Below are 13,830 nucleotides of genomic sequence, written 5' to 3'. Positions count from 1 at the left end.
ACGGGAATGGTTCGTGAAATAATGCTCAAATTATACCCGATAGCCTTATAATGCGGGCTGATAAGTTTTGACGGCAGCAATTGAAAATAATGATAAACGGGCATTTTACAAACACTCATTCAGCACCCATTCAGATTGAGCACGGCGTGGATTTGACCGCGTATAACACGATGGGTTTTTCGGTGCGCGCGCATGATTATGTCGGTATTAGCGATTGGGCGGCGTTTTTCGAATGGTGGCACGCGCCGGCGCAAGCGAACCTGCACGCGCGGCCACGATTCATTCTCGGTGGTGGCAGTAATTTGGTGTTGACCCAGGATCTCGCGGCGCTGGTTGTGCATTTGCAAACCAAAGGCATTCACGAAGTACGGCGCGATGCCACGCATGTCTGGTGTGAGGTGGCGGCAGGCGAGTCGTGGCATGATTGGGTGATGTACACGGTGGCACAGGGCTGGGCGGGTATTGAAAATCTTGCGCTGATTCCGGGGACGGTCGGTGCGTGTCCTGTGCAGAATATTGGCGCGTATGGTCTGGAAGCGGGACAGGCGATTGAGTATGTGACGGTGCTGGACTTTGCCGATGGGCAGATGCGACGACTGTCGGCGCAGGAGTGCGTTTTTGCTTACCGCGATAGTATTTTTAAACATGCCCAACACGCAGGACAGGCTCGCTATTTGATCGCGTCGGTGTGTTTTAAATTGCAGCATGATTTGTCTGATTGGCGCGCGACCTTGGGCTATGGTGATGTTGCACAACGGGTAGCGGAGCGCGCTTCTGGACGCGAAATAAGTCCTGCAGACGTGGCGCAGGCGGTAATCGCCATTCGTCAAAGCAAATTGCCCGACCCGAAAGTATTGGGCAATGCGGGCAGTTTCTTTAAAAATCCGGTGGTGTTCGAGCCGCTGGCAAAAGCATTGAAAGAGCAGCACGCGTCTTTGCCATGCTATCCGATGAGCAATGGCATGGTGAAGCTGGCGGCTGGTTGGCTGATTGAGCAAGCCGGTTGGAAAGGCTTTCGCTCGCCGGACGGCCACGTCGGGGTCTATGACAAGCAGGCTTTGGTGCTGGTGCATCATGGCGGGGGCTCGGGTGCGCAACTCATGCAATTGGCTCAGCAAATTGCTGCCGATGTGCAGCAAAAATTCGGTGTGCTCATAGAGCCGGAGCCGATCGTTCTCTGAGTGATTTCTCCCTGTTTTGTTCTATTGCGCTGCACCGTTGATGTATTTTGTGCTGATCTGACACAATCTCCCGTGTTCAACCCGCTTATAATGCATCCTGATCAGTGCAAATGGTGAAATGGTTTGCTCGCAAGTGTGTTTTCGCTTTGATGAGTTAGCCAATTTTGCCAAGCGCTTTAAGATCACATACAGGGAGAATACCGTGAATCAAACCATGATTCAATATTTCCACTGGTACACACAGGCGGATGCATCGCTTTGGCAAGAGGTGGCGGAGCAAGCGGGCTACTTGGCGGACTTGGGCATTACGCTGGCGTGGCTGCCACCGGCCTACAAGGGCAGTGAGGGGCAAAATTCGGTCGGTTACGACGTCTATGACTTGTTTGATTTGGGTGAGTTTGAGCAAAAGGGTAGCGTTGCGACCAAGTACGGCACGAAAGAACAATACCAACATGCCGTTCACTGTTTACGCGAAAAAGGGGTCGGCGCGGTTGTCGATATTGTGCTCAATCACAAGGCGGGTGGCGACGAGCTGGAGCAGTTTCAAGTGGTTAAAGTTGATCCTGAAAATCGTGACGTGGCGCTGTCCGATCCGTATGAAATACGCGGCTACACTCAATTCACATTCCCCGGGCGCGGCGATCAATATTCCAATTTCAAATGGGACTATATGTGCTTTTCGGGCGTGGATTATGCCGAAGGTGAAAACGAGCACGCCATTTATCGCATTATGAACGGTCATGGCGACGGCTGGGAAGATGTGGTCGGTGACGAGATGGGAAATTACGACTATTTGATGTTCAGCGATATTGACCACCGCAACGTCGAGGTGCGTAAAGAGCTGAATTACTGGGGTAAATGGTATTACGACCAAATCGGTTTTGCGGGTGTGCGCCTGGATGCGCTCAAACACCAATCGCCAGATTTCTACAAAGAGTGGTTGCAATTGCTGCGCTCCAACACGGGACAAAATCTGTTTGCCGTCGGTGAATACTGGGCGCCCGGAAAATTGGAGTGGCTGGAAGAATACATGAGCGTGACCGAAGGCTGTATGAGTTTATTCGATTGCTCACTGCAATTGCATTTACATACGGCATCGCACAGCGAAGACCCCTACGATCTGCGCACGATTTTTGAGGACACCTTGGTTGGCGTCATGCCGGATAAAGCCGTGACCTTTATCGATAATCACGATACCCAACCTTTGCAGGCGCTCGAAGCACCGGTCGCGTATTGGTTCAAGTCGATTGCTTATGCGCTGATTTTACTGCGTGAGGGTGGCACACCCTGCGTGTTCTATCCCGATTTGTTTGGCGCGCACTACACCGATAAGGGCGGCGATGAGCAGGAGCATGAAATTTTCCTCGATAAGGTTGAAGGCATCGAGGAGCTACTCAAAATCCGTCAGCAGCATGCGTATGGCACGCAGCGGGATTTTTTTGATGAGCCACATTGTATTGGCTGGACGCGCGAAGGTGATGAGACGCATGATGGTTGCGCCGTAGTGGTTAGTAATCACGAGGGCGGTCATCTGTCAATGGAGATTGGACAGCGCTATGCCGGACAGCATTTCTACGATCAATTGGGACACAGCGAGGAGCTTGTCGTAGTGGATGAGGCGGGTTTCGGTGTGTTTTCTGCACCCGCCAAGGGGGTGAGTGTTTGGTTGGTCAAACATAACGCTTAACGATTGGTCTAAATAAAATACCCCGCAAACTGGCGGGGTGTTTTTATTTGTGTGGATGAAGTGGTTTACTGTCCCACGCGTAAGCCATATTGTCCCAACTGCCCCAGTCCGCCTAAGTCCGTGACGTTGGTATACCCCATGCCTTTCAGAGTTTCTGTGGCTATGGCGGAGCGTCGCCCCGAGCGGCAATACAGATAAATTTTTTGATTTTTATCAGGCGCGATTGGCGCGATCTTTTGCTCAATGACATCGTATGGAACCAGAATCGCCTGCGCTGCGTGACCGGCGGCGTATTCGTCGGCAGTGCGTACGTCGATTAAAATCGCTTGTTTATTGTCGATTTCGGTGGCAATGGCGGTGTTGTTGGCTGCAGGAGCTGGATTGCGTCCCGTGTTGGCTTCGCAGGCAGGTAATAAGCTGCAACAGATACTCAATACGACGGTAAAAATACGCTGTTTCATGATGGTGAATGATTTCTTTGAGCTGGTTTGTTCCCAGAAAGAAGGTAAAGGTAGTCGTAATAAAAAACGAGAACTCATGGGTGGGTTCTCGTTTTTTTAGAAGTCTTCCAACTCGGCGCTGATGAATTCTGTGGTTTGCAGATTGTTGTCGCTGGCAAAGTCAAGGAAAAAGCGGTAGGCTTCGGGGCGAATTTTTTCCAAATCGTCGTGGACAATCACGCTTTTAACACCTTCCCAGAGCGTAGGACGAACATATTGTGAGTAAGTGATGTGGTTGTAACCGACGGTATCTCGCTCAAAGCAACGCATCACACCGCACAAGCGCTCGGCCCAGTCGCTGGGGCGAAACGGTTTGCCTTGTTGCGTGATGCCTTTGATAATAATGCCATCTTTGAGTGTCGCCATGGGTTTGTCTCGCGTCTGTTATCGTTGTTTATAGGTAGCTGGATTTTAGCTGGTTTTGTGCCGATTCCAAAGTATTCATCAACAGCATGGTGATGGTCATCGGACCGACACCACCCGGAACTGGGGTGATCGCACCAGCCACTTGGCGTACCCCCTCGTAATCTACGTCACCGCATAGTTTGCCTTCGGCATTGCGGTTCATGCCAACGTCAATCACCACTGCACCTTCGCGCACCATGTCGGCGGTGAGAATGTTGATTCGACCAACGGCGGCGACAATGATGTCGGCGTTGCGCGTGTGTGCGGCCAAATCACGGGTTTTGGAGTTGCAGATGGTGACGGTCGCACCAGCTTGCAACAGCATCATGGCCATGGGTTTGCCCACGATATTGGATGCGCCGATCACCACGGCATTTGCACCCCATACCGGAACTTTGTGGTATTCGAGCATTTTCATCACGCCATACGGCGTGCAGGCGCGCAGACGCGGCTGCCCGGTCATGAGTGCGCCGGCGTTGATCAGGTGAAATCCGTCTACGTCTTTGGCAGGAGCGATGGCTTCGAGTACCGCGTGCTCGTTGATGTGTTTGGGCAGCGGCAGTTGAACCAGGATGCCGTGAATGTCGGGGTTGTGATTGAGTTCTTGAATGCGTTGCAATAGTTTGGCCTCAGTCAAATCGGCCGGATAGCGATCCAAGGAGGAATACATGCCGACGGCTTCGCAGGCTTTGACCTTGTTGCGCACGTACACCTGCGAGGCGGGATTGTCACCGACCAAAATCACCGCCAGACCTGGACGAACGCCTTGTTCGATCAGTTGGTCAACACGGATTTTGATTTCATCTTGTGTTGCGCTGGCAATCGCTTTGCCATCGATAATGGTCGCGCTCATGACATCCTTCGTTCTATCAATTTTAACTGACCGTATTATATCATTGTCCTTATGGGTTTTCTATGGCTGTGGGGCTGTTTCGGGGAATTGTGAATGGATTTGTGCGGGGGCGCTTGAATTGGCTTGAATTGGTCAAAGGTTCTTGTACAATGCCTCCATTGTATATGTGTGATTTTTTTGAAAGCGTTTATGGCCAATCAATTTTATCCATTGCTGGCGCGGCTCGGGATTTGTTTGGGTGTTGTGTGTGCTGCACCCGTGTGGGCGCAGGCGGATGCGGATACCACTCAGACGGAGCGCTCGGTTAGCGCCATAGAAATGGCTCAGTCAACTTTGCCCACGCAGGTTAGCAAAGAGGATTTTTTAAATGCGTTGGCGCAAGCGGTGCCGAGCAGTCATGCGTCGTTTTACGTGCAGGCGGTGAATGAAAAAACGCCCTTGTTGGCGATCAATGTGCAACGCGCCCAAAATCCGGCATCGGTGGTGAAACTGGTGACCTCATTCGCGGCCTTGCAAAAATTTGGTGCGAGTTATCAGTGGCACACGCGCTTACTGTCACAAAGTGCGCCCGACTCAAACGGCGCTGTGAATTCGCCGCTGTTGCTCAAAGGTGCGGGTGATCCGCAACTGGTGATTGAGCGTTTGGATGATTTGGTTGGACAGTTGAAAAATCGTGGCGTGCGTCAATTGAATGCGCCGTTGTGGGTTGATCGCTCGGCTTTTTCGCCGTCCAACCAGAACCCGGGTGATTTTGACGGCGAACCGTCGTTGCCGTATAACGCACTGCCGGATGCGGCGCTACTCAATTTTCACGCTTTGAGTTTTCAGTTTGAACCCGCCACGGCGAAAGTGCGCATGGTGCCGTGGCTGGATGGTTTTAATCTGAGCAACCGTGTGCGTTTTGTCGAAGGCGATTGCCCGGCCAATGGCTGGAAAAGCACAGTCAATCTGAGTGTGATGGGTTATTCGGCGGTGATTGGCGGGGTGTATTACTCCGGCTGCGGTGAGCAGCAGTGGCATGTACATGCATACCAGCTCACGGCAAATGATTATGCGCGCGGTGTATTTGGCGCGTTGTTCAAAGGATATGCGAATCTGGATGTGGCAAGCTGCACCGTCGATCGGATTTGGGACAAGATGTTGCAACGCTGGCATGACTGTTTCGCACCGACCATCGTTTGGACACAAAATCAGGTACAAGAAGCGGCGAATGTCGATAACACAGCGAATTGGCAAACCTTGGCCAGCGTCGCTTCGCCGCCGTTATCCGCCATGCTCAAGGACATGAATTTTTACAGCAATAATGTCATGGCGCGGCAAATTTATCTGAATTTGTCCCAGCAGGAGCATCGTCCGGCGAGTTTGGAGCAAAGCGCACAGGAAGCGCATCGAATTTTGCAGTCGGTCGGCCTGAGTGATCGCAGTTTGGTTATGGGCAATGGTTCCGGTTTGTCGCGCGCCACACGTGTGAGTGCGCAGGAGTTGGGTAATATCCTGGTGCTGGCCAGTCAGAACCCCGCGTTTTATGCCAGTTTGCCGCGCATTGGGTTGGAAGGAACGGTTAAAAACCGTCTGCTTGATACCGATATGGTTGGGCGTGGGCGGATGAAAACCGGTACGCTCAATGATGTGCGGGCGATTGCCGGCTACATTGACGGTCGCAGTGGCAAACGCTACGCGGTGGTGTCGATTTTTGATCATCCGAATGCACAAACCGCTGCCGGTAAACGGGCGCATGATTTATTCATGCAGTGGGTGGGCGAGCAATAATTTTTCCTTGGGTTCTGCCTTGATGGGTGATGTGGCGCTGAAGCGAGTGACCGAATCGAGCGTCGAAAATAAAAGGCTATATCAATGGATATGACGACGATTTCATTTGACATGAAAGTTTCACTTTAATTGCCTATGATGGCTAAAAGTCTTCTGCCTCGCCACACAAAAAAATTTTATTTTCTTGAATTTTTGAGGCTTGGATCAGGCAAATATAAGGCCAATAGGCGGTACGCTTGATAAATCAAGCATCTTGCCTATTTTTCAATGTGTTTGCCAAAGTACCTATGGCGGAATTTATCGCCCTGTAACTGGTTTCTTTGTGCAATGAGCGTATAATCGAGGGTTGTTAACCGGTGTATTATTATTTTTAGATGAAGTGAATATCATGAGTGATGTAGCAATTACCACGAGTCTATTGTCCTTGGCGGCGGTGTTGGGTTTGTGGTTGGGGCAGTTAAAAGTCAAGGGCGTTGGTCTGGGTATCGGTGGTGTGCTGTTCGGTGGCATTTTGATCGGTCACTTCACCAAAAAATACGGCTTGGAACTGGAAGCGCATACCATGCACTTTATCCAAGAGTTCGGCTTGATTTTGTTTGTCTATACCATCGGTATTCAGGTCGGTCCGGGCTTTTTCTCCTCGCTCAAAAAATCGGGCTTAAAGCTGAATTTATTGGCCTTGATGATTGTGGCGTTGGGTTCTTTATCCGTGGTGGCGCTGTATTTGGTGATGGATTTGCCATTGCCTGTGATTTTGGGGATTTACTCCGGTGCCGTGACCAATACGCCATCTCTCGGTGCGGGACAGCAGATTCTGGCTGAGTTGGGCTTGAAAAACAGCACCGAGATTATGGGTATGGCGTATGCGATGGCCTATCCATTCGGTATTTGCGGGATTTTGTTAAGCTTTTGGCTGATTCGCTTGTTCTTCAAGGTCAATATTGAACACGAACACGCGCAGTTTGAAAAGCAATCGGGCAATGACAAAGAAGCCTTAAATACGATCAATGTCCGCATCACCAATCCGAATATGGATGAGCTGAAAATCCGTGATATTCCGGGGTTTGAGGGCAACAATGTGATTTGCTCGCGTCTGAAACGCCGTGGCGAATTGATTTTGCCCAGTGCCGATACGCAGGTACAAATGGGCGATATCGTGCATTTGGTCGGCGATCAGCGCTATATCCGTCGCGTGCAATTGGTATTGGGGCAGTTGGTGGATGAGTCTCTAACCACCAAGGGCACGACTTTGCGCTCGGTTCGTGTGGTGGTGACGCACGAAAGCGCATTTGGTAAAAAAATCAGTCAGCTCAGAGAGCACGATGTCGTGGTTTCTCGCTTGAACCGTGCGGGTATCGAACTGGTGCCGACGGGCGACATGACTTTGCAATTTGGTGACGTACTCAATCTGGTGGGCGAAACAGAGGCGATTGATGCGGTGGTTGAAATTGTCGGTAACGCGCAGAAAAAATTGCAACAAGTACAAATGCTGCCAGTGTTCATCGGTATTTTGCTCGGTGTCTTGCTCGGCTCTATTCCGATTGCCATTCCGGGTATGCCGGTACCTCTGAAATTGGGTTTGGCAGGCGGCCCGTTAATTGTGGCGATTATCCTGTCGCGTATCGGTACCATCGGCAAGTTTTATTGGTTTATGCCGCCGAGTGCCAACTTGGCCTTGCGTGAGATCGGTATTGTGCTGTTCTTGGCGGTGGTTGGGTTGAAAGCGGGCGGTGGATTCTTCGATACGCTGATTCATGGTGAAGGTATTAAGTGGTTGGCCATCGGTATGATTATTACCTTGGTTCCACTGATGATCACCGGCGTGGTGGCGCGCGTGTATGGCAAATTGAATTACCTGACGCTCAGCGGGCTTTTGGCTGGTTCTATGACCGATCCACCGGCTTTGGCATTCGCCACCTCGATCAAAGAGGAAAGCGGTGCGGCGGCTCTGGCTTACTCAACCGTCTATCCGCTGGTGATGTTTACGCGCATTATCTCGCCGCAGTTGTTGGCCATATTGTTGTGGGCAATCAAATAGCGACGCGTCAATCAAGCGATTAAAAAATGGCTGATTCCAACGAATCAGCCATTTTTCATGGGGCAGTCAATATAACGGTTATTCTGCTGTCAAATCAATTTTCAGCGCGCTTTCCAGTCGTTCAAGCACCGTGTCGCGTCCCAAAATCTGAATCACGCTGTCCAATGACGGACTTTGAATTTGTCCGAGCACAATCGCGCGCAATGGGCGGCCAAAGTTCGGCATTTTCAATTCGTGTTTGGCCAAGGTGGCTTGAATCAAGTCATGAATCGCTGCCTTTTCCCACGCGACGGTTTTTAGCTGCTCGGTGAAATCGGCAATCGCAGGGCGATTCGCTGCGTTTAAATGACTGGTAATCAAAATGTGATTCGAGGTGTACGGCAAATAAAAGGTTTCAATCGCATCGACCAAATCATTGAGTGTTTCCGCGCGGGATTTAAACAACTCAACCCACGCCGCCAACGATGCATCGTCAATCGGCAAACTGTGCGCGTAGTCGTGCAAACGTCGTTCCAAACGCGGCTTGAGCAGTGCGCACAGTTCATTGAGCGGTTTTTGATTGATGTAATGGTTGTTCAGCCAATTGAGCTTTTTCGGGTCCCATTGCGCCGGAGAGTTGGACAGATTGGTCAGGTCAAACCATTCGATGAACTGCGCGCGGCTGAAAATTTCATCATCGCCATGCCCCCAGCCCAGACGCGCCAAATAATTGCACAAGGTTTCAGGCAAATAGCCCAAACGCTCGTAGTCCATCACGGCGGTGGCATTGCTGCGTTTGGACAGCTTTTTGCCGTCCGGCCCGAGAATCATCGGGATGTGGCCGTACTGCGGCAATGGAGCGCCGAGCGCGGACAGTACATTGATTTGTTTGGGGGTATTGCCCACATGGTCGTCGCCGCGAATCACATGCGTGATGCCCATGTCCCAATCGTCCACCACGACACAGAAATTATAGGTCGGCGTGCCATCGGCGCGGGCGATAATCCAGTCGTCCAGCTCAACGTTGTTGATGGCGATTTCGCCTTTGACCACGTCATTCCAGACCACCGCGCCATCTAAGGGGTTTTTGAAGCGCACCACCGGTTGAATACCTTCGGGAATTGCGGGCAAGGTTTTGCCTGCTTCCGGTCGCCATAGACCGTTGTACTTGGTGCGTTCGCCGTTGGCTTCCTGCTGTGCACGCATCTGCTCCAGCTCCTCTTTCGAGCAGTAGCAGTGGTAGGCCGTGCCGTTGGCCAGCATCTGCGCGATCACTTCACGATAGCGATCCATGCGCTGCATTTGATAGTACGGGCCGTCGTCGTGGTGCAAATCCAGCCATGCCATCGCATTCAAAATTTCCGCCACGTTTTCCGGTGTGGAGCGCTCTACGTCCGTATCCTCGATGCGCAGGACAAAAGTGCCGCCGAAATGGCGCGCCAATGCCCAGCTGTACAGTGCGGTACGCGCACCGCCGATGTGCAAGGCACCGGTTGGGCTGGGGGCAAATCGGGTGCGAACGGCGCTGGTTGCGGCTTGATTGGCTGAGGTATTCATAAAATCGACTTTCGGTAATAAGTTCAGGCGCGCATTATAAACGACGCGGCTTTTTTGAGCCAGTTTTGGCGTCATTTTGCCGATTCGGCGCGGGAAATTGTTTGTGTAGAGGAGTATTTTTTATGGCGTTTATGCGGTGATTAGTCATATTTCTATTTACTCTTTGCGATAAAATAACACAATTTACTGAACGATTGTGCGTAAATAGGCACGAGCGGTGATACAAAGATCGGGTGAAACGCATGACGATGTTTTTAACTTTGCGCTTGGAGAACGAGCAGGCGACAGAGCAATTGGCGCAAAAATTCGCGCGCGTATTGCGCGCGGGCGAACTGGTATTTTTGTCCGGCGATTTGGGCGCAGGAAAAACCACGTTCACGCGTCATCTGATTCGTGCGCTCGGCTTGAACACGCGGGTAAAAAGCCCGACCTATACCTTGCTTGAGAGCTATGACCTACCCGAATCTGCACCGGCGCGTACTTTGCATCATTTTGATTTGTATCGGCTGTCCGACCCGCGCGAGTGGTATTCGGCCGGATTTGAAGAAACTTTGTCGGACAACAGCATTGTCGTGATCGAGTGGGCGGACAAGGCGCAAGGCGCTTTGCCCAAACCCGATTGGCGCATACATTTGACGCATGATGAGCCGTTGGACGAGTTAAATGATGGCTTGGATGATGGTTTGGGTGATGAGTTGGCTGCCAATTCCGCACGACTGGCAAACGAGATGAGCTTTTTCGATGTGCCACGCTTTGTGGTGATCGAAGCGGTGGGTGAACACGCGGTGCGAACGATTGCGGCACTGCGTTGAATTTGTTGATATTTTGGGTTATTTTTGCCCGATTTTGCGCCATTTGTATGCAAATGGTTTCATAAAGATGGTGCGAGAGGCCGTAAAATCATTGACAAATGCACGAAATTTTTACAGACTGACGACTTGTCAGTGAATGACTTGTTAATATTTCGGTTGCACGGTTACATTTTGATAATGTACGGCTAAGAGTAAAATTTTTCTAAAGGAGAAAAACATGAGGTACGAACTGAAACTGGGCGTTTTAACGGCGGCAGTGGCTTTGGCATTGGGCTTGACCGCCTGTGGCGGTGGCGAGAAAAAAGCCGAGGGCAAAGCAGCCGGTGGTGCAGTGGCGACTTTACCTGCGAATAAAACCACGCTGGTGATTAACAACGGCACGGAAGTGGAAACATTAGACCCGCATAAAGCCAGTGGCGTACCTGAAGCCAATGTATTGCGTCAATTGCTCGAGGGTTTGGTTGTGACAGGCAAAGATGGCAAAACCGCGCCGGGCGTAGCGACCTCATGGGAAAACAAAGAATTTAAAGTATGGACGTTTAAGCTGCGTGACAATGCCAAATGGAGCAACGGCGATCCGGTGACAGCCGAAGACTTCGTGTATAGCTGGCGTCGTGTGGTTGATCCGAAAACCGCTTCGCCATACGCCAGCTATTTGGCTGATAACTCCGTTGTCAATGCGCAAGCGATTATTGATGGTAAAGCCAAGCCAGAAAGCTTGGGCGTGAAAGCGATTGACGCTCACACTCTGGAAGTGACTTTGAGTGATCCTGTTCCGTATTTTGTCGATACATTGGTTCACACCTCCGTATCTCCGGTTCATAAAGCCACGGTAGAAAAAGGCGGCGAGAAATGGACTCAAGCGGGCAGCTTCGTTGGCAATGGTGCTTATAACTTGAAAGAATGGGTGGTGAATAGCAAGCTGGTAGTAGAACGCAATAAGAACTACTGGAACGATGCTGCGACTCAAATCAACCAAGCCGAGTTTTTACCGATCCAAGAAGAAACAACCGATGTGAACCGCTTTAAAGCAGGTGAAATCGACATCACGCATAATGCTTTGCCGACCGATATGTTCGCACAGTTGAAAACCGAGTTGGGTGATCAAGTACACGTGAATCCATCATTGTGTACTTACTATTACGAAATGAATACCAAGAAAGCGCCGTTTGATAATCCGAAGGTACGTCGTGCTTTATCAATGGCTTTGGATCGTGACGTGATCACCGAAAAAGTAATGCAGCAAGGTCAAGCATCAGCTTATGGTTTCACGCCGCCATTCGCTAATAACTTCAAAGTGAATAAACCGGAATGGCAAGGCTGGAGCAAAGAACAACGCATCGCCGAAGCGAAAAAACTGTTGAACGAAGCAGGCTACAGCGATGCCAAACCGTTGGACGTGACTTTGCTGTACAACACTTCTGAAAACCACAAGAAAGTGGCCGTTGCCGCGACCGCTTTGTGGAAACAGGCTTTGGGTTTTGTGAACGTCAATTTGGATAACAAAGAATGGAAAACCTTCTTGGACAGCCGCCGCAGCGGTAACTATCAGTTTGCTCGTGCAGGCTGGTGTGCGGACTACAATGAGCCGTCATCTTTCTTGAATATCCTAAAATCTAAAAATACCAATAATTATGGTCGATATGCCAGCGCTGAGTTTGATGCTTTGATGGCGAAAACCTTGGTTCCGGGTACAACCGAGGAGCAACGCGCCGATCTGTATCAGCAAGCAGAAGCGCAAGCCGACAAGGACATGCCAGTGATTCCTATTTATCACTACGTCAGCCCGCGTTTGGTTAAACCGTATGTACAAGGTTTAAGCACTGATCCGTTGGATAACTTCTACTTCAAAGACATGTCGTTCAAAAAATAATATAACGACCGTTTGATTTAGAGTCTTATCTTTTAAAACTTAGAAAAACCCACCGTTGTTGTGCCACAATGCGCATCAACGGTGGTTTCTCTTTATCCGAATTCATAGAAATGCCATTGCCTCGGTCGGATTGAGGCTTTGGTTTTTCCGGATGATTGGTTTGACAAGCCACCAGAGTGTGCGATCCATCATCCATCAGGGAAAAACCTGTTCTAAAAAAGGTGTCTCATGCTGAAACTCATTTTTAAACGCCTTTTGGAAGCGATTCCAACCTTATTTGTGTTGGTCACGATTTCCTTTTTCATGATGCGCTTGGCGCCCGGCAGTCCGTTCACCAGCGAGCGCGGTTATCCGCCTGAGGTGATGGCCAATATCGAGGCGAAATATCATTTGAACGAACCGCTGACCACGCAGTATATGAGCTATTGGAAAAGTCTGGCTCAGGGCGATCTGGGGCCGTCGTTCAAATATAAAGATTATTCGGTGAATGAGTTGCTGGCTCAGGCCTTCCCCGTGTCGGTCAAGCTTGGCTTGTACGCTTTCATCTTGGCGCTGGTTTTGGGCGTGACGTTCGGTGTGATTGCGGCGCTGCGACAGAATAGTTGGCTCGATTATTTACTCATGACGTTTTCGATGACGGGGGTGGTGATACCGAGTTTTGTCACCGCGCCGATTTTGATTTTGTTGTTCGCGGTAACGCTGCGCTGGCTGCCGGGCGGTGGCTGGAATAATGGGGCGTTTAACAATATGATTTTGCCAACCGTCGCGCTGGCACTGGTGTATTTGGCCGGGATTGCGCGGATTATGCGCGGCTCGATGATTGAGGTGATGAACAGTCAATTTATCCGCACCGCGCGGGCGAAAGGCTTGCCTATGCGCGTGATTGTGTGGAAGCACGCTTTGCGTCCGGCTTTGCTGCCTGTGATTTCGTATTTAGGCCCTGCGTTTGTCGGGATTATCACCGGTTCGATTGTGATTGAAACGATTTTCGGTTTGCCCGGCATTGGGCAGTTGTTTGTCAATGGGGCGCTCAATCGTGACTACGGCATGGTGTTGAGTTTGACGATTTTGATGGGGATTCTGACCATCGTGTTCAATGCGATTGTCGATCTGCTGTATGCGGTGATTGATCCGAAAATTCGTTATTGATTCACTGAATCTGCTTTGGTTGGGAA

11 protein-coding genes are annotated in these 13,830 nt (G+C 50.6%); 7 read left to right on the top strand and 4 right to left on the bottom strand.

What is annotated here, in order from left to right; all coding sequences use genetic code 11:
• Positions 1–89: 89 nt before the first annotated feature.
• Positions 90–1,181: a UDP-N-acetylmuramate dehydrogenase gene (gene murB, locus ACZ41M_RS04615; protein WP_464730092.1), complete on the top strand. Its 1,092-nt coding sequence runs from the start codon at positions 90–92 to the stop codon at positions 1,179–1,181.
• 202 nt (positions 1,182–1,383) lie between these two features.
• Positions 1,384–2,868 carry an alpha-amylase gene (locus tag ACZ41M_RS04610; RefSeq protein WP_464730093.1) on the top strand — a complete coding sequence of 495 codons (1,485 nt, stop codon included), beginning with the start codon at positions 1,384–1,386 and terminating at the stop codon, positions 2,866–2,868.
• 65 nt (positions 2,869–2,933) lie between these two features.
• Here ACZ41M_RS04610 and ACZ41M_RS04605 read toward each other — a convergent pair whose 3' ends face one another.
• From ACZ41M_RS04605 to folD, 3 genes are all read right to left on the bottom strand, one after another.
• Positions 2,934–3,329, bottom strand: a complete 396-nt coding sequence (locus tag ACZ41M_RS04605; protein WP_464730094.1) for a rhodanese-like domain-containing protein — start codon at positions 3,327–3,329, stop codon at positions 2,934–2,936.
• 96 nt (positions 3,330–3,425) lie between these two features.
• Complete coding sequence (locus ACZ41M_RS04600) at positions 3,426–3,734, bottom strand: DUF3579 domain-containing protein (RefSeq protein WP_464730095.1); 309 nt, start codon at positions 3,732–3,734, stop codon at positions 3,426–3,428.
• 28 nt (positions 3,735–3,762) lie between these two features.
• A complete protein-coding gene (gene folD / locus ACZ41M_RS04595) occupies positions 3,763–4,626 on the bottom strand; it encodes a bifunctional methylenetetrahydrofolate dehydrogenase/methenyltetrahydrofolate cyclohydrolase FolD (RefSeq protein ID WP_464730096.1) in 864 nt (287 codons plus the stop codon).
• 189 nt (positions 4,627–4,815) lie between these two features.
• Between folD and ACZ41M_RS04590 the strand changes: the two genes are divergently transcribed.
• Complete coding sequence (locus tag ACZ41M_RS04590) at positions 4,816–6,396, top strand: D-alanyl-D-alanine carboxypeptidase/D-alanyl-D-alanine-endopeptidase (protein WP_464730097.1); 1,581 nt, start codon at positions 4,816–4,818, stop codon at positions 6,394–6,396.
• A 388-nt stretch (positions 6,397–6,784) separates the two neighbouring features.
• Positions 6,785–8,434 carry a putative transporter gene (locus ACZ41M_RS04585; protein WP_464730098.1) on the top strand — a complete coding sequence of 550 codons (1,650 nt, stop codon included), beginning with the start codon at positions 6,785–6,787 and terminating at the stop codon, positions 8,432–8,434.
• A 78-nt stretch (positions 8,435–8,512) separates the two neighbouring features.
• On the opposite strand, the gene gltX is transcribed toward ACZ41M_RS04585, so the two are convergent.
• Positions 8,513–9,970, bottom strand: a complete 1,458-nt coding sequence (gene gltX, locus ACZ41M_RS04580) for a glutamate--tRNA ligase (RefSeq protein WP_464730099.1) — start codon at positions 9,968–9,970, stop codon at positions 8,513–8,515.
• 242 nt (positions 9,971–10,212) lie between these two features.
• On the opposite strand from gltX, the gene tsaE reads away from it, so the two are divergent.
• The 3 genes from tsaE (at position 10,213) to oppB (ending at position 13,804) form a co-directional block, all read left to right on the top strand.
• The gene (gene tsaE / locus ACZ41M_RS04575; RefSeq protein WP_464730100.1) at positions 10,213–10,782 is read left to right on the top strand and encodes a tRNA (adenosine(37)-N6)-threonylcarbamoyltransferase complex ATPase subunit type 1 TsaE; all 570 of its coding nucleotides are present in this window, start codon (positions 10,213–10,215) and stop codon (positions 10,780–10,782) included.
• A gap of 217 nt (positions 10,783–10,999) precedes the next feature.
• Positions 11,000–12,655, top strand: a complete 1,656-nt coding sequence (locus tag ACZ41M_RS04570; RefSeq protein ID WP_464730101.1) for an ABC transporter substrate-binding protein — start codon at positions 11,000–11,002, stop codon at positions 12,653–12,655.
• A 228-nt stretch (positions 12,656–12,883) separates the two neighbouring features.
• Complete coding sequence (oppB, locus tag ACZ41M_RS04565) at positions 12,884–13,804, top strand: oligopeptide ABC transporter permease OppB (RefSeq protein ID WP_464730102.1); 921 nt, start codon at positions 12,884–12,886, stop codon at positions 13,802–13,804.
• The last annotated feature ends 26 nt before the right edge of the window (positions 13,805–13,830 follow it).

The organism is Puribacter membranae, from assembly GCF_055380425.1.
This window is presented reverse-complemented; position numbering and strand designations above follow the sequence as displayed.

Bases quoted from the DNA above. Each gene is read 5' to 3' on its own strand.
- murB (WP_464730092.1), top strand. From the start codon at position 90: ATGATAAACGGGCATTTTACAAACACTCATTCAGCACCCATTCAGATT.
- ACZ41M_RS04605 (WP_464730094.1), bottom strand. From the start codon at position 3,329: ATGAAACAGCGTATTTTTACCGTCGTATTGAGTATCTGTTGCAGCTTA.
- ACZ41M_RS04600 (WP_464730095.1), bottom strand. From the start codon at position 3,734: ATGGCGACACTCAAAGATGGCATTATTATCAAAGGCATCACGCAACAA.
- folD (WP_464730096.1), bottom strand. From the start codon at position 4,626: ATGAGCGCGACCATTATCGATGGCAAAGCGATTGCCAGCGCAACACAA.
- ACZ41M_RS04590 (WP_464730097.1), top strand. From the start codon at position 4,816: ATGGCCAATCAATTTTATCCATTGCTGGCGCGGCTCGGGATTTGTTTG.
- ACZ41M_RS04585 (WP_464730098.1), top strand. From the start codon at position 6,785: ATGAGTGATGTAGCAATTACCACGAGTCTATTGTCCTTGGCGGCGGTG.
- gltX (WP_464730099.1), bottom strand. From the start codon at position 9,970: ATGAATACCTCAGCCAATCAAGCCGCAACCAGCGCCGTTCGCACCCGA.
- tsaE (WP_464730100.1), top strand. From the start codon at position 10,213: ATGACGATGTTTTTAACTTTGCGCTTGGAGAACGAGCAGGCGACAGAG.
- ACZ41M_RS04570 (WP_464730101.1), top strand. From the start codon at position 11,000: ATGAGGTACGAACTGAAACTGGGCGTTTTAACGGCGGCAGTGGCTTTG.
- oppB (WP_464730102.1), top strand. From the start codon at position 12,884: ATGCTGAAACTCATTTTTAAACGCCTTTTGGAAGCGATTCCAACCTTA.